The 16,532-nt window shown below is 23.3% G+C and carries 18 protein-coding genes; 17 read left to right on the forward strand and 1 reads right to left on the reverse strand.

Annotated elements, in window-relative coordinates; translation table 4 throughout:
- Positions 1–518: 518 nt before the first annotated feature.
- From thrS to SGLAD_RS01325, 17 genes are all read left to right on the forward strand, one after another.
- Entirely contained in the window at positions 519–2,468 is a 1,950-nt protein-coding gene (gene thrS, locus SGLAD_RS01250; protein WP_134297226.1) for a threonine--tRNA ligase, read from the forward strand.
- A gap of 88 nt (positions 2,469–2,556) precedes the next feature.
- On the forward strand, positions 2,557–4,389 hold the full coding sequence (locus tag SGLAD_RS05390; RefSeq protein ID WP_134297227.1) for an ABC transporter ATP-binding protein: 1,833 nt from the start codon (positions 2,557–2,559) through the stop codon (positions 4,387–4,389).
- 20 nt (positions 4,390–4,409) lie between these two features.
- Positions 4,410–4,733 (forward strand): PTS sugar transporter subunit IIA, encoded by a 324-nt coding sequence (locus SGLAD_RS01260; RefSeq protein WP_134297228.1) that lies wholly within the window; start codon positions 4,410–4,412, stop codon positions 4,731–4,733.
- 93 nt (positions 4,734–4,826) lie between these two features.
- Positions 4,827–5,927, forward strand: coding sequence for a MupG family TIM beta-alpha barrel fold protein (locus SGLAD_RS01265; RefSeq protein ID WP_134297229.1), 1,101 nt, complete (start codon positions 4,827–4,829; stop codon positions 5,925–5,927).
- A gap of 87 nt (positions 5,928–6,014) precedes the next feature.
- Entirely contained in the window at positions 6,015–6,140 is a 126-nt protein-coding gene (locus SGLAD_RS05450) for a hypothetical protein (RefSeq protein WP_279585902.1), read from the forward strand.
- 46 nt (positions 6,141–6,186) lie between these two features.
- On the forward strand, positions 6,187–6,963 hold the full coding sequence (locus SGLAD_RS01270) for a hypothetical protein (RefSeq protein WP_134297230.1): 777 nt from the start codon (positions 6,187–6,189) through the stop codon (positions 6,961–6,963).
- Between the two features lie 111 nt (positions 6,964–7,074).
- The gene (gene argS / locus SGLAD_RS01275; RefSeq protein ID WP_134297231.1) at positions 7,075–8,739 is read left to right on the forward strand and encodes an arginine--tRNA ligase; all 1,665 of its coding nucleotides are present in this window, start codon (positions 7,075–7,077) and stop codon (positions 8,737–8,739) included.
- 33 nt (positions 8,740–8,772) lie between these two features.
- Positions 8,773–9,633, forward strand: coding sequence for a hypothetical protein (locus SGLAD_RS01280; protein WP_134297232.1), 861 nt, complete (start codon positions 8,773–8,775; stop codon positions 9,631–9,633).
- A gap of 372 nt (positions 9,634–10,005) precedes the next feature.
- The gene (locus SGLAD_RS01285) at positions 10,006–10,731 is read left to right on the forward strand and encodes a hypothetical protein (RefSeq protein ID WP_134297233.1); all 726 of its coding nucleotides are present in this window, start codon (positions 10,006–10,008) and stop codon (positions 10,729–10,731) included.
- A gap of 28 nt (positions 10,732–10,759) precedes the next feature.
- On the forward strand, positions 10,760–11,488 hold the full coding sequence (locus SGLAD_RS01290) for an ABC transporter ATP-binding protein (protein WP_134297234.1): 729 nt from the start codon (positions 10,760–10,762) through the stop codon (positions 11,486–11,488).
- A gap of 2 nt (positions 11,489–11,490) precedes the next feature.
- Complete coding sequence (locus SGLAD_RS01295; RefSeq protein WP_134297235.1) at positions 11,491–11,769, forward strand: hypothetical protein; 279 nt, start codon at positions 11,491–11,493, stop codon at positions 11,767–11,769.
- A gap of 7 nt (positions 11,770–11,776) precedes the next feature.
- Positions 11,777–13,240, forward strand: a complete 1,464-nt coding sequence (locus SGLAD_RS01300) for a hypothetical protein (protein WP_134297236.1) — start codon at positions 11,777–11,779, stop codon at positions 13,238–13,240.
- A 329-nt stretch (positions 13,241–13,569) separates the two neighbouring features.
- Positions 13,570–14,103, forward strand: coding sequence for a translation initiation factor IF-3 (infC, locus tag SGLAD_RS01305; protein WP_134297237.1), 534 nt, complete (start codon positions 13,570–13,572; stop codon positions 14,101–14,103).
- Positions 14,104–14,126: 23 nt separating this feature from the next.
- The gene (rpmI, locus tag SGLAD_RS01310; RefSeq protein ID WP_134297238.1) at positions 14,127–14,321 is read left to right on the forward strand and encodes a 50S ribosomal protein L35; all 195 of its coding nucleotides are present in this window, start codon (positions 14,127–14,129) and stop codon (positions 14,319–14,321) included.
- 17 nt (positions 14,322–14,338) lie between these two features.
- Entirely contained in the window at positions 14,339–14,704 is a 366-nt protein-coding gene (gene rplT / locus SGLAD_RS01315) for a 50S ribosomal protein L20 (protein WP_134297239.1), read from the forward strand.
- 66 nt (positions 14,705–14,770) lie between these two features.
- Positions 14,771–15,100, forward strand: a complete 330-nt coding sequence (locus SGLAD_RS01320) for a hypothetical protein (RefSeq protein WP_134297240.1) — start codon at positions 14,771–14,773, stop codon at positions 15,098–15,100.
- Between the two features lie 47 nt (positions 15,101–15,147).
- Complete coding sequence (locus SGLAD_RS01325; protein ID WP_134297241.1) at positions 15,148–15,405, forward strand: hypothetical protein; 258 nt, start codon at positions 15,148–15,150, stop codon at positions 15,403–15,405.
- A 25-nt stretch (positions 15,406–15,430) separates the two neighbouring features.
- Here SGLAD_RS01325 and trpS read toward each other — a convergent pair whose 3' ends face one another.
- Positions 15,431–16,444 (reverse strand): tryptophan--tRNA ligase, encoded by a 1,014-nt coding sequence (trpS, locus tag SGLAD_RS01330; protein ID WP_134297242.1) that lies wholly within the window; start codon positions 16,442–16,444, stop codon positions 15,431–15,433.
- Positions 16,445–16,532: the final 88 nt, after the last annotated feature.

The following is a 16,532-nucleotide window of genomic DNA, read 5'->3' on the forward strand; positions in this document are numbered from 1 at the left end:
TTTAATCCACTCATAATCTGGAACATCTAATTCAAAAAATGCCCCAAAATTTGTTTATCTTTTTTTTGGGTTTGGTTATGGTGCTTTAATAAAATAATTTTATTTTTAATTATAAATAATAGGTTTAAGTCATTGTATAGGCGCTTAGCTCTTAATCTGATCTTTCTTTGGAATTTTTTCAGTATTTCTATGAATAAAAGCTTTTTTCAAATTTTTTATACTATTTTAACTTTCTAAATGTATTTATTTTTGATTCCCGGTGTTTATGCCATCTAGTTTATAAGACAAACCTTTTATAACTTTTAATTAAATTTGTTTGATTATGTCTAATACAAATCCTCTCATAATTTTGCCTCCAAGTATATTTTATTTGTGGCATAATGATTATTAAATGTTTGTGACATAATCGTTTTTTATTCATAATTGTTATTATTTTTAAAAAAAGGAAAATACAACAATATAGAATTTTGATATATAATCAAGTTGTTAAATTAATAAAAAAGTAAGGAAAATTAAATATGAAAATAACTTTATTAGACGGACATATAAAAGAATATAAAGAACCAAAGTCTGTTGTTGAAATTGCAGGTGATATTGCAATGAGCTTGAAGAAAAAATGTTTAGGAGCTTTAGTTAATGAAGAAGTTGTGTTAACTAATCACACAATTATTGATAGTGATTGTAAAATGGAAATCATTACAGAAAAGCACGACTTATATAAATCTATAACAAACTATACTGCAAAAATAATACTAATGTTTGCTTTAAAAACTATTTATCCTAATGCAGAAATAGTTCCTCAAATTGATGATTTAGATTTAGATGAATTTTCTTTATTTTTTAATCTACCTCAAGGATTAAAATTTGAAGAATTAAAAAGTGTTGAAGAACTAGCTAATAAAATAATTTCAGAAAAAACAGAGTTTGATTTTGAAAGTAACAAAAATAAAAAATTTTTAGACGAGTTAAAAAATTTATTTGATAAAAAAGAATATCAAGACTTCTTAATAAAAGAAAATGAAAAAAGATATAAAAGTTTTGAAATAGCTTCATACAAAGGGCAAGATTTTTTTGTTAGAAATGCTATATTAAAAAACACTGGTGAATTATATAAAATAGAATTAACTCAATTAACAGGATCTTATTTTTTAGGTGATGCTTCAAATCCGATGATTTATCGACTACATGGAATAACTGCTCCTAATAAAGAAGCTTTTGAAGAATTAAAAATTCAACTTGAAGAACAAAAAAGTAATGATCATAAATTTATTGCAAAAAACTTAGAAATTTTTCATTTAGATCCAATAATCGGACAGGGTCTACCAATTTGACTTCCTAATGGAACAATTTTAAAACAAGAAATAAAAAAATATCTTATGCAAAAAGAATTTGAATATGACTTTATTCAAATTGAAACTCCAGTTATTGGTACAAGTGATTTGTATAAAAGAAGTGGTCACTGAGACCATTATCGTGAAGATATGTTTGCTCCAATGCAATTGCCAAAAGAAGAAATGGTTTTAAAACCAATGAGTTGTCCTCACCATATTAGCGTTTATAACTATAAACAAAGAAGTTATAGAGACTTACCATTGAGATTTGCAGAACATGCATTACAACATAGATACGAATCTTCAGGAAGTTTAACTGGTTTAGAAAGAGTTAGAGCTATGGAGTTAACTGACTCTCATATTTTTGCAAGACCAGATCAAGTTAAAGAAGAATTTGTAAGATGTTTTAATTTGATTCAAGAAGTTTTAGAAACTTTTGATATTAAAATTGACTATTTATCATTATCTTTGAGAGATCCAGAAGATAAACATAAATATTTTAATGATGATAAAATGTGAAATGAAGCTGAAGCTCAATTAGAAGAAGTTTTAAAAGAATTAAAATTAGACTATAAAAAAATGATTGGAGAAGCTGCTTTTTATGGCCCTAAACTTGATATTCAAGCAAAAACAGCATTAGGACATGAAATAACAGTTTCAACAATTCAATTAGACTTCTTGTTACCTTCAAAATTTGAACTAGAATATGTTGGACCTAATGGAGACTTTTTAAGACCAATTATGATTCATAGAGGATTGGTTGGAACTTATGAAAGATTTATTTCTGTTTTATTAGAACAAACTAAAGGAGTTTTACCGCTTTGATGTACTCCAAAACAAGTTATGATAATACCAGTTCAACAGAATGGTGACAACACATATGTTGAAAAAATTAGACAAGAATTAAAAAAAGAAAATATTAGAGCTGAAATTGACAAAAGAGATGAAAGACTTAGTTATAAAGTAAGAGATGCTCAAATTAAAAAAATACCATATCAACTTGTTATTGGTGCTAATGAAGAAAAAAATAATGATATTACTTATAGAATGTATGGAAGTGAAGAATCAACAACAATTAAATTAGAAGAATTTATAAAAATGTTAAAAGAAATAATTGATAAAAAAATATATGCATAAGTTAAAAAAATAGTCTTTGACTATTTTTTTAACTTTAAATTATTTGAATATATTTGTTATTATATTAGTAATTATTTAAAGGATATTTATGAGCAAAAAAAAGAAAGAAAAATACGTAACTGATAAGCAATTTAGTTTTAAAAAAATGTTCGCTGCATTAAGAATGGTTGGTGGTGGAATAAAAAGACATCCTATTCTATTTTTTTTGTGTTCATTAACCACTGTAATTGATTCAATTGCTTGATCTTTTTCAGCAGTGGTTGTTAAAGGATTAACTACAATATTACTTGATTCATCTAATAATACAAAGACTTCTTCATTATATGGAATTGTAGATTTAACTTGACAACAATGAATTTATTTAGGAATTGGAATGTTTTTATTATTTGTATTAATGGAATTTTTAACAAATATTACATCAGGAATGTTTTCTAAAAAACTAGAAATTGATGTTAGAAAAGCAGCACTTAAACATTTAGTAGAAATTGATATTAGTTATTATTCAAAAAACCAAATCGGATTAATAATGACAAGAGTAATTGGAGATAGTCAAAGTTTAGGTGATTCGTTTAATCAATTTTATTTAACATTTATTTGAATGTTAGGAAGTATTTTTTCAACTGTTGCAATTATGTTTAGTATTAACACAACCCTTGCCACAATTGCAGTATCACTTTTAATTTTAATGTTAATTGTAATAACTATTATGTTTATATTTTTTAGAAGAGCAAATATTATTTCTTTTGATGTTCGACAAAAAATTGATGCAGATATTATTGATCGTTTAATAAATGTAAGATTAATTAAAGCAACAGGATCTGAAAATTTTGAAACAAAAAGAAATTTTGAATTACATAAAAAGTATGACGTAAGAAAATCTTATGCGATCAAGTGGCAAGCTTTTTTAAATGTATTTAATGGAGTAATGATTTCTTTGTTACCAATAATTATGTTAATTATTAATATATTTTTATATCAAGATAAAATGCCAAGAAGTGAATTTAGTAGTTTAACAGTAACTTTTATAAGTGCTAGTACAAATTTTTTAATTAATCTTTCTGTATTAACTCAAATTTTAGGAGGGATAATGTGAATGTCAAATTGTGCTATGCGTCTTAATTACATTTTTAATGAAAAAACAATTATTAATTTTGAAAAACAACCAATTAAAATTAATTCAATTGAAACTATAGAATTCAAAGATGTAAGTTTTAATTATCCAGAATCGCCAACAGTAAATGTTTTGCCAAAAATTAATATAAGTTTTGAAAAAGGAAAAAGTTATGCATTTGTTGGTGAAACTGGAGTAGGAAAATCAACTATTGCAAAAATGCTTTTAAGATTTTATGATGTAACCACTGGAGAATTATTGATTAATGGCATAAATATTAAAAAATTAGATTTATCAAATTATTTATCTTATGTTGGTTATGTTGAACAAGAACCTCAAATTTTATATGGAACAGTTATGGATAATTTAAAATATAGTTTAGGATGAGAAGCAAGTGACTCTCAAGCAATTGAGGCTTCAAAAAAAGCAAAGCTACATGACTTCATAGAATCACTCCCAGATAAATATGATACAATACTAGGGGAACGTGGTTTTATGTTTTCTGGAGGACAAAAACAAAGATTAATTATAGCGAGATTGTTTTTAAAAAATCCACAACTTCTAATATTAGATGAAGCAACAAGTGCTTTAGATAATATTGTTGAAAAAGAAATTCAAAGTGAATTAGATTTATTAATGAAAGATAGAACAACAATCGTGATTGCTCATAGATTATCAACTATAAAAAATGTTGATAGTGTTATTGTTCTTGAAAGAAATATCGGTATAAGCCAAATTGGTAGTTTTGATGAATTAAAAAAAGTACCAGGTAGATTTCAAAAACTATATAATTATGGATTGTTAAAATAAAGAATGAGGTATTTAATATAATGGCAACAGAATTAAATTGAGAAGAAATTTCTATGGGGATTATTACTTATGCGGGAATGGCAAAAACAAATGCTGTTTTAGCTATTAGAGAAGCAAAAGAAAAAAATTACACTAAAGCAGAAGAATTATTGAAAGAAGCACATGAACATATTATTACTGCTGAAAAAATGCATATGGATGTAATTACTGCAGAATGTAATGGCGAAAAAATTGAATTTAAAGTATTATTTATGCACTCAGAAGATCAAATGTTAACAACTCAATCAATGCTTGTTTTAGCAGAAGAAATGATTGAAATGTACAAAATTATACATAATAAATAAAAAAATACTCTTTGGAGTATTTTTTTATTTATTTAATTAAAACTTAAAATAATTTCTAATTGTTATAAAATATATATAGAAAAGAGGATTAAAATGAAAAGAAAGATTGGATTAAGTATTTTTCCTGAACAATCGACTTTTGAAAAAGATAAAAATTATCTAGACAAAGCTTATAGTTTAGGATATGAGGTTATGTTTACAAGTATTTTGCATTTTGTAGGAAGTGAAAATGAAAAACAAAAAGCCAAAATGGTACTAGATGTTGTTAAATATGCTAAACAAAAAGGCTTTTATACTATTGTTGATGTTGAGTATAAATCTATGGAATTAATAGGTATTTCAATAAATGACACTTCAAAATGTAATGAGTATGGAATTGATTGTTTGAGATTAGATTCTCCAAGTTTACCAGCTGAAATTGCTTTTGTTACGCATAATAAAGCAAAAATTGATATTCAATTAAACATGTCTAATAATGATAGTTTGATTGATAATGTTATGGATTTTAAACCATTATCTCATAGACTAAGTGGTTGTCATAACTTTTACCCTTTAGAATTTACAGCATTACCTTTTAATTACTTTTTAGAATGTAATCAAAGATATTTAAAATATAGATTAAATACATCTGCATTTGTAGGAAGTCATTTTGGTGAAATGACAAGTGCAGTTGGACAAAAAGAACTGCCAACAATTGAAGAACAAAGACATTTACCTGTCGCTCAACAAGCTAAACTTTTATTTTACACAGATCAAATTGATACTGTTTTATTTGGTAACGCTTATGCTTCAAACGAAGAATTAGAAGAGTTAGCAAAAGTTGACCGTGATGAATTAACATTTGATATAAAATGTGATAATGAAGTTAGTGAAATTGAAAAACAAGTTTTACTATTCGATCATTATAGACGTGGAGATATTACAGAATACTTTATAAGATCAACTCAGTCAAGAGTAAAATTTAAAAATGAAGATATTCCAAGTAGAAACTCAAAATCTAGTTACAATATTGGTGATGTTGTCATCATTAACAATAACGATAAAAAGTATAAAGGTGAAATTCATATAATTTTAAAAAATAATTTTATAGATAAAAACAATAAATATAACTATTTGGCAACAATTAAACAATCAGAAATGAGATTGTTAGAATTTGTTACACCATGAAAACAATTTAGATTTAATTTAACCTAGATAATCATAAAAATTAAATTATTTTTAGGCATTTAAAAATACTTTTAAACTTGTGAATGCTATTATCTTTTTAAGAGGATAATAAAAATGAAAGTGACAATTTCTAAAACAATTAAGTTTTTTTCTGTAATTACAATTTTATCAACAACAGCTTTTAATGTTATTTCTTGTGATTTTGATAAAACAAAAAAATACAGAAAAGATAAATATTAACAATTTAGAGTTTCCTAACTTTAAACCTGGAAGTTATGTAAGTAATATGGAGTATAGCGTTAATAAACTTTTATATGATGCCTATAAAAGTAGAACGGATTTATCGTCTTTTGGGTCACCCTTAAATAACAAAGACTATACAATTAATTTTTCTAAATTTTCAACATACGATTTTAAAACCTTAAAAGGTAATAAAAATATTATAATAAAAGCAAAAGATGATTCAAAAATCTTAACAGGAGAAAAAAATATATATGTTGATTATTTTGATATAAAAGTTTTTAATAAAAAAAATACAAGATTAAAGGCTGGAAGAAAAGGAAAAAATTGATATATTGACAGAATAAATTATAGTTTTAGAAATGATGAATCTGAATTAAAACCTAAATATAAAAAAGATTATGAAATATCTTCTACTAATAACGATAAAAATATTGATACTTTCATTAAAGATGAAACTATAACTGTTAAAGCAATTAATAGTGAAAAAAGTAATTTAAAAGGTAGCTTTAACATTTATGTATATGGATATGAAATAGATCATCCTGAAAGTTTGTTTTTAAATAATATTCAAATATTTAAAACAAAAAAATATGAAAGTGATGACTACTATAGAGAATGTTTTTATAATAGTACTTTTATAAAAAAAACACTTTTAGAAGAAAATAAAGATTATAAATTAACTTTTGAAAGAGAGGAATATTCAATTCCAGATTCAAAAATAGGACTTAAAAAACTACTTAATATAAAGGCAACTTCAATAAAAGAATCTAAAATTCTAATAGGTGAAAAAACTATTGCACTTAAGTTGAATTGATATTAAGTTAAAGTCAAATAATTTATATAAATCTTTTAGTTTAAAAAATTTAAAAACCTAATTTAATAGGTTTTTTTATTTTATAATAATAACTATAAGTAGAAATGAGGATTATTAATGAGTTTATTTATTAATAATATTAAGAAATTAATAGAAAATATAATAGTTGCCAATAATTTAAAAGGTTCAATTCAAATTGAATCATCTAAAGATGAAAATATGGGAGATTTTTCAACTAATTTTGCACTAATTAATTCAAAATTGAATTCAAAAAATCCAAAAGAACTTGCAAATTTAATAGTTGAATCTTTAAAAAAAGATAGCTATTTTGAAAATGTTGAAATAGCAGGTCCAGGATTTATTAATATGACTATTAAACAAGAAAATCTTGGTGAAGTAATTAAAGAAATATTTTTAAAAAATCAAGATTATGGTAAATCAGAAAATAAAAATATTAAATACAATTTAGAATTAGTATCTGCAAACCCAACTGGATATTTACATATTGGTCACGCTAGAAACGGAGCAATTGGAGATAGTGTTGCTAGAATTTTAAAATTTGCAGGTTATAATGTAGAAACTGAATATTATACTAATGATGCAGGAAATCAAATCAATATAAGTGCTTCAACTTTATTTTTTCACTATAAAAATTTATTAAATTCCCCTGTTAACACTCCAGAAGAAATGTATGGTGGTGATATGTACATTGAAGTAGCTCAAAAGTTTATTGATAAATATGGAGATAAATTTATTAACGCAAATATTGGTCAAAATAATAAAATTGATGATGAAGAAATTCATCAGTTATTTAAAAAAGAATCTATTTTATTCTTTTTAAATATCATTAAAGATCAACTAAATAAATTTGGTATTTCAATAGATTTATTTACAAGTGAAGCTGAAATGTATAAAACCAACCAAATTGAACAAACTCTTGATTTATATAAAAAGTTAGATAAAACTTATATTAAAGAAGATGCTTTATGATTGAAAACTACAGAATTTGGTGATGATAAAGATAGAGTATTAAAAAAATCAAATGGAGACTATACATATATAACTCCAGATCTTGCTAGTCATAATGTAAGAATCAAAAGAAGTAAAGCAGATATTTATGTTAATTTTTGAGGTGGAGACCATCATGGTTATATAACAAGGTTGAATGCTGGACTTGCACTTTTAGGTTATCCAATGGGTTTAATCAAAATAGATATGATACAAATGGTAAGACTTATTAAAGATGGATCAGAATTAAAAATGTCTAAAAGAAAAGGTACAGCTATTTGACTAATTGATTTATTAGAAATGGTTGGAAAAGATTCATTAAGATATATGTTGGTTTCTAAAAATCCTTCAAGTCATATGGATTTTGATTTAGATGTAGTTCTTAAAAAAAATAGTTCAAATCCAGTTTACTATGCGCAATATGCAACTGCCAGAGCTTTTAAAATTTTAAAAAAGGCTGAAGAACAAAATTGAAAATTAAGTATTGATAAATTTAATTTATTAAATAATGTTAAAGAAAAACAAATAATTTTATTATTAGATTCTTTAAATAAAACTATAGAATATAGTGCAGAAAATCGTTTGCCAAGTGTGATTTGTGATTATGTACAAAATTTAGCAAAAAAATTTCACTCTTATTATTCAGATTTTAAAATTGTAGATCTTGAAAATGTAGAATTAAGTCAACAAAGGGTTTGTTTGGTTAAAGCAATTTATCAAGTTTTATCAATCTGTTTTAATTTAATAGGTATTGAAATAATTAATGAAATGTAATTTAAATAATTTTAGAAAGAAAGAATGATGAAGATGAGAACTAAAAAAATATATTACAAAGATGTAGAATGATATAGTTATTTAATTTTAGCAATATTTTTTTCAAGTATGTTAATTTGAGGTGTATATGAATGTTGTTTTAAAGAATATTGATACAATCAGTACCCAAAATATAGAAACTTTGAAAGTTTAATGAGTTTTATGTCTGTACAAGTCAATATTATGACTATTGTGTGACTTTATTTTTTAATAATTTGTTTTAATAAAAAACAGATCGGTGTAACTTCTGAAGGATTTAAAACATGTATTATAAATTGAAACTTAATAGTATTTATAGTTTTTTGAATAGGTATAATTTATTCTTTAGTTACAGAAAGTGATTTTTTAAAATCTTATACAACTAATCAAATAGCTTGTACTGTTGCTACTCACTTTATTTGCCCTTTGTACTTAATAATTTTATTTGTATTTACTACTGGATATTCAAAATTGAGTTATATAAATTGAATTAAAGAAAGATATATATATATTTCTTTAGCTTATCCATTTTTATATATGATTTACTCATACATAAGGGGTTTGCTATTTTTACAAGATGGAATTAGTGAATGACCATATGAGTTTTTAGAATTTGAAAAAGATAATCTACTTGTTGGTAATTCTGTATTTGGATATATGATGTTAGTAATTGTTGTTTTTGCAACATGAATAATTTCTCAACATTTAATAATGATATGTACTAATAATTTGATCTTCTTTATAAGAGAAAAATACTTTAAAGATGCAAATTGAAAAAATATCTTTAATAAAATAACATATAAAAATAAAAATCAAAAAATAAATACTAAAAATATAAAAAAGGAATCTAAAGATAAGGAAGAAATAAAAAAATAAAAAATATTTGCATTAAAAAGATGTTATTCAAAAAAACTATAAGGTATTTAAAATCTTTTTCTAAACAAACAATTATTTTTGTAATTATAAAAATTGTTCTATAATATTTAAATATTAAACTTTATAAGCTTTTATATAAAAATATTTTTATAAATAATTTAAATTATAAAATACTTTTTTTTGAAAAATAAATTTAGGAATATTTTTTAAACAGAACATTTGTAATTGTTTTGTTTTTTTGTTTTTATTTACTTAATTATATATATTGTCAATTGTTTTATGGCGAGAAATATCATTTATAGACAAAAATATGAAAATAAATTTTATATATATATATATAGTATATTTATATATATGAAAGGATGTATTTTTATGAAAAAAATATTAAATTTAATTAGTGTTTTTGGTTTAAGCATAACAACTACTTCAATGACTTATGAACTAATTAAAAATAACAATCAAAATTTATACAATTCTAAAAATGATATAAGAATTTTTAATAATGTTATAGTTCAGGAGAAACCTGGTTATTATTCTGATATAAATAACTTAAATATAGATCAAAGAGTTGTTGTGTCTAGATATCCTAGCAAAGTTGGAAAACCTGATAATTTTAAATCTTATATTGATACTTTCGATGAAATATGAGCTTCTACTAGAAATTACATGTACGGAATAGAAGATAGAGAAATAAGATATATTAATGTAAAAAATATGATGTTTGACTCAAGAAATGATTTTTTAAAAAAATATTCAAAAGTCGAAGTTTCTTATAAATATGGGTATAATTATACAGATAACGGAAATAAAGGATGAAAAAAAGGAAGGAAAGGCGTTAATATAGGAACACCGCGTAAAGAATCAAAAATAATAGATTTAAATAATAATGACATAAGCATAGTTGTTGTTGATGAAAATTACCCTCACACAAGTAGTTCTTTTCATAAAATAAAAATAAATATAATGGGACAATGAGTTAACTCTTACTCTTACCGTTTGTCATTTTCAGCTTTAGCATCTCTTGACTATAATAAAGGTTCTTCCAACGCACATGCTGCTTATGCAGGTATTAATTTTAGTGCAGTTGATATTCATTAAGTAAATTTACTTTTGGATAAACTAAATTATGTTATCAATAAAAAATTTAAATAAAACTTTTAAAAATAATACAGGTGTTAAAGATATAAATTTACAATTCAATAAAGGTGAAGTTGTAGGACTTCTTGGACCTAATGGGGCAGGTAAATCTACTTTATTAAAACTCATTTTTAAAGAATATAAAAAAGATAGTGGTGAAATTATTTATGAAAACTCAGGAAATAATTTAAATAAATTTAGTTTTTTTACTGATCAATCATTATTTCCTAAATATTTAACTTTAGATTTTTTTTGTATGTATACAGCCGAATTAGCTGGAATAAAACCAAAAGAAGCTAAGAAAAGAACCAATCATTTGTTAAAAAATCTAGACCTAATAAATTATAAAAACAAAACATTTAAATCATTATCTGCTGGTATGCAAAAAAAAGCTATGCTTGCTGCTTCTTTAATAAATGATCCAGATATAATATTTTTTGATGAACCAACAGCTAATCTAGATATAGATTCAAGAAAAGAATTTATAAGTTTAATAAAAGATATGAAAAAAAATAATAAATCTATTATTATTGCTAGTCACATTTTAGAAGAATTAGAAACAATTATTGATAGAGTGATTATAATTAAAGAAGGTAATATAGTATTAGATGATATTTTTGATAAAAATAAAGACAGTTTAGAATCTTTTTATTTAAAAAGTACAACAATTAAAAAAGAAACTAAAAACTTTAACGATTTAATGAAATGAGAAGAGTAAATATGAAATTTTATATAAGTTTTAAATACTCAATTTTATCAATAATTAAATCAAAGTTAGTTTTAATTATTGGAGTTTCATTTTTATCATTAATATTTTTAACAAACTTAATATTTGGTTTGTGTATTAGATTGCAAAGTTGAGCATCTGTTAACTTATTTATTTTAAACTACATTAATGCAGTTTTTATCTTAGTTTTTTTAACTATTATAGCTATATTGATATCTAATGACTTCTTTTATAGTCAAAAAAAGAAATGGTATAAAAACTATTGAAATTAAAAATGGAATGAAAATTTGAGAAATATTTTTTTCAAAAATTATGGCTATAGTATTAATTATATTCACATTGTCTATATTTTCTTCAACTATTGTTATACTAGAAAATTTAATAATATTTAATGACAATGTTCAAGTTACTAAACTTATATTTTTAAATTTATATCTTATATTTTTAGTCCCTTTATTTGTTTTTGGAATTAATTTGTTAATTGTGTGTCTAAATCTACAAAAAATAAGTTTAATCGCTTCGAGTTTTTTTCTTGGTTTATTAAGTTTATTTTACTTAATAAATGCAGTTCTATATGATTTTGAAAGTTATAATCCAGATTCAAATGGAAGTAATATAGTTTCTGAAAATAACTACAATTATTATTTAAAGTCGTTTATAAAAAATTACAAACAAAACAATAAAGAAGAAAATAAAGTTATAAATGGTCTTATTGAATATAGTGATGATTCTGAAAATATTAATAGATTAGTAAAATTTGATAATTTAGAAGATTTAAAAGACAATGATGATTCTTTAAAAAGTTATTATAATTTTTTTGCAGAATATAACAGGTTTTCAAAAAGTGGTGGGTTATTTTATAACATTGATTTATTTAATAAATTTAATAAACAGTTTTTGATAGATCAAAGTTATTATAAGGAAGCAAAATATGATAATAACTTAATAGAAAAAAATATTTTATTTAAAGAACTTTATAATTTTAAGGATGAAAAAACAAAAAATGATATATTTGAATATAAAAATTGAGATAATAAAAATTTTGTAGAAGTTTCTACTTATTTAAAGGAACTTAATAATTACATTAAAAAATTGAACAACTATTTTAAAAATAATGAAAATTTAAAGACTTATTATAATGATCTTGTATCTATTAACAAACTAATAATAGATATTTATAAAAAAGGTTTTTATTTAAATAATGAAAATTATTTTTTAATAGCAAATGTTGGAACATTATCCATTAATAAAGAAGCAATGCAATATTTTAAATTTCCTTTTTCTGAATATAAAAATTATTCAGAAAAAAGAGAACTTGTGTTTAATATTCAAGAAGTATCAAGTGCTAAATTGCTATATCAAGGAATTTTATTTTATTTAGTAAATAATTGGGATTATAAAAAACAGTTTTATGATGATCTAAATAATCCTGATGATTTTGTGTTAAGTGATTTACAAATGACAAATTATTACACAAGTCCATTTTTATGAATGGAGTTTCTTTATAAATTTGGTTTAGTTAATAAAACTTTTGATAATATTATGATCATTGAAAGTGCAGGTTTCTATCTTGGTAACAACTTATTTAAAATAGATTATTCTAAAAATAATAATTATTATAGTGTAAATGATTACTTATATAAAGGTCCAAACACATACCTTCTAGTCTTTTTAATAATATTCTATAGTTCATTACTGATATTTATTTCATTTTTACTATATAAACGTAATTTTTATAAATAAATTGAAAGAGATCATTAATATTTAATTATATTTGGTCTTTTTTTAGTTTTACATACTTTATAGTATTAATTAACCTAAAGTACAATTATTAATTTATTATTTTCACATATTTACTTGTATATATATCAAATATATAATTAAAATTTCAAAAATACTTGCTAAATTCAAAATAGATAGTATATAATCATTATGTTTAAAAAAGAAGCACATGCTCACCATTACTAATAGGAAATGGTAAAACTTATTTGTATCTATATTTTAGATAAATTAAATAATTTTTGAGTGTGTCGTTAATCTTTTTTAAGGCACACTTTTATTTTGGAGGGACAATGGCAGAAAATAACAAAAGCGCAAAAACAGAATTTGTAAATAAAGAGATTAGAGCAAGACAAGTTCTAATTATTAATGAAGATGGTTCAAAAATAGGGCCAATTAATAAATTTGAAGCAATTAAATTAGCAGAAGAACAAGGATTAGACTTATTTCAAGTTGGTATGCAAGACAACCAAACTGCAATAGCAAAAATATTGGATTTTGGTAAGCATAAATATGAACAAAAAAGAAAAATCAGAGAAAATAAAAAAAATCAAGTAAAAGTTGAAAACAAGGAAATAAGATTAACAGTTGGTATTGGTGACCATGATATGGACACTAAAGCTAGAAAAGCTAGAGAATTTTTACAAGAAGGCGACAGAGTTAAAATATCATTGAAATTCAAAGGAAGAGAAATTGCTTATCAAGAATTTGGTTTAGAAACTTTAAAGAAATTTTATGCAAAAATAGAAGATATTGCAAAAATTGAAAAAGAAGCTAAATTAAACACTAGATTTTTAGATATGTATGTTGTGCCTAAAAAAGCTTAATTAAAGATAGAGGGAGAATGGTTATGCCAAAAATGAAAACAAAAAGCGCTCTTGCAAAGAGAGTGAAAAAAACTGGTACTGGTAAACTAAAAAGAGGTCAAGCTTATAGATCTCACTTAGCACAAAACAAAACAACAAAACAAAAAAGACATCTTAAAAAAGCAACATTTGTATCTGCTGGAGATATGAAACGTTTAAAAGGATTATTACAAAACTAAAAGGTAGGTAGATAAATATGGCAAGAATTAAATTCGGGAAAGTAACTAGAGCAAGAAGAAAACGTTGAATTAAAAGAGCAAAAGGATATTACGGAACTAAAAAAACTAACTTTAAAAAAGCACATGAACAAGTTGTTAGATCAATGCATTATGCATTTGTAGGAAGAAAACTTAAAAAACGTGATTTTAGAAAATTATGAATAGTACGTATTAACGCTGCTGTTAGACCTTTAGGATTGAGTTATTCTAAATTTATGAATGGTGTTAAATTAGCTGGTATTGAAATTAATAGAAAAATGTTATCAGAATTAGCAATTCATGAACCAAAACAATTTGAAAATATTGTAGAAGCATCAAAAAAAGCTTTAAGTGCTAAAAAATAAAATAATAAACAGGTTTTAAGCGCTGAATAAAACCTGTTTTTTTGTATTTAGAAAAGGGATAAGAAAATGGCAAAGTTTGAAAATGGAATAATAGATTTTGATAAAAACGATATTGAAAATGCATGATTAAACTCCCCCGGTTTAGTTAATAGGGATGAAAAAGATTATAAGATGTGTTATATATGTAAATTTCATATGATAAAGACAAACTTTAATAATGCAGAATTAGGATCTTTTGGATGAATTGTAGACTTAATCAATTTGAAAAAATTAGATTTAAACTCAAACAACTTTATAGCTATTCATCCATGATGTATTGAGTATAAAAAGAAAACAGATAACCGCTCAATATTAAAAAAAGTTAAATCTCAGTTGTGAGTATTTAATGAAAATTAATAAAAAAACAAACAAATTCAATTATAATTTGTTTGAGAGGTAAATAAATGGCAAAAAATTTAAATGATTTAGTTGAAATAAAAAATTTAAAAGAACTAGATATTGCACAAATTGTTAATGCTTTGGATGAAGGAAAAACTGTTTTATGATCTGTTCATAAAGGAGAAATGGTAGATAAAGCAATTGCTGAAGGTAGAATAGAATTATTTGACGCAAATTGCGAACTAAAATCAACTATTGAAGATGGAAGTTATTGTGGTTGTGGAAAACCTTCTAATGCTCAATTAATTATTTGAAGAGATTAAAAATAGCCTACAAATTATTTGTAGGCTATTTTCTTTTATAATTTAGTCCAACTAAATTTTTTACTTTATTAATTTTTTTGCTTGCAACAATTTTTGCTTTTTTTGCACCTTTCTCTAAATACTCATCAATCATATTTGAGTTTATAATTTCTTCATATTTTTTTTGTATTGTCATTAATAGATTAACAACTTCATTGCTAACTTCTTCTTTTAAAATACCATAATCTTTACCTAAAAAATGTTGTTCTGTTTGTTCGATACTAATATTTTTTAAGCATGAATAAATAGTTATTAAATTACTAACACCAGGTTTATTTTCTAAATCATATTTTATTAAATTTTCACTATCAGTAACAGCAGATTTAATTTTCTTTTTCACTTCATCAATATTATCAAGTAAAGCAATATAAGATTTAGGATTAGAAGAAGATTTTGACATTTTTTTAGTAGGGTCTTGTAAATCTAATATTTTTGAACCTAATTTAGGAGTGTATTCTTCAGGAATAACAAACATATTTCCGTATTTAGAGTTCATTCGCTCTCCAATACTTCTTGCTAATTCAATATGTTGTTTTTGATCTTTCCCAACAGGTACAAGTTCGGGATCATACAATAAAATATCTGCAGCCATTAAAACAGGATACATTAAAAGACCAGAAGGAATATACTCTGTACCATTATTTGCTTTTACTTTAGATGATTTATCTTTAAATTGTGTCATCCTATTTAACTCTCCAATATTTGTATTACAAGTTAAAATTCAAGCTAATTCACTATGTTCGCTAATATCACTTTGAATAAAAATTGTAGCTTTATTTGGATCTAAACCACAAGCAAAATATAAAGCAATTGATTGTTTTATATTATTTTTCAATACTTCTTTTTCAATTGGTGTTGTAATTCCGTGTAAATTAGCAACAAAAATAAACATTTCATATTCATCTTGAAGTTTTACAAAATTTTTTAAAGCTCCAATATAATTTCCTAAAGTTAATTTTCCAGTTGAAGTTATACCAGAAACCATTCGTTTTTTTTCCATAAATTATTGTCCTTTGCTAAGTTATTTCTTTATTAATTATAATTAAAAAAGGTTTAATTACCAATTATATTAATATATTTATAAAAAA

Source organism: Spiroplasma gladiatoris (assembly GCF_004379335.1).
Lineage (GTDB): Bacteria > Bacillota_I > Bacilli_A > Mycoplasmatales > Mycoplasmataceae > Spiroplasma_A > Spiroplasma_A gladiatoris.